Source organism: Mesorhizobium sp., from assembly GCF_004962925.1.
Taxonomy (GTDB): Bacteria; Pseudomonadota; Alphaproteobacteria; order Rhizobiales; family Rhizobiaceae; genus Mesorhizobium.
Genome location: NZ_SUEO01000179.1, coordinates 1 through 276 on the forward strand (window position 1 = coordinate 1; position 276 = coordinate 276).

The 276-nt window shown below is 64.5% G+C and carries 1 pseudogene; it reads right to left on the reverse strand.

Annotation, left to right across the window (positions count from 1 at the left end):
• Positions 1-276, reverse strand: a pseudogene (locus E5W87_RS26915) (hypothetical protein); the annotation flags it as partial.

The following is a 276-nucleotide window of genomic DNA, read 5'->3' on the forward strand; positions in this document are numbered from 1 at the left end:
GGAAAAGCCATGCTCCTGATAGAGAAACGGATGGTCGTCGCGCAGGGTGAGGATCTTGTCGACCGTTGCGCCCATGACCTTGTGCCGCAACCTGAAAACGGCCCGCCAGCCGTCAACTGTTGCCTCGCTGCCGACGACATCCCAGCGGCTGTTGGCCGGCCAGCCATGCAGCGGCGCTTCCTCGACATCGCTGCGCGAAAACGGCGCGCAGAGAAAGTCGCCGGAAAGACGAACCGTGCCGGCGGGCAGATCTTGCGGCAGCGTTTCGCGCGGCTC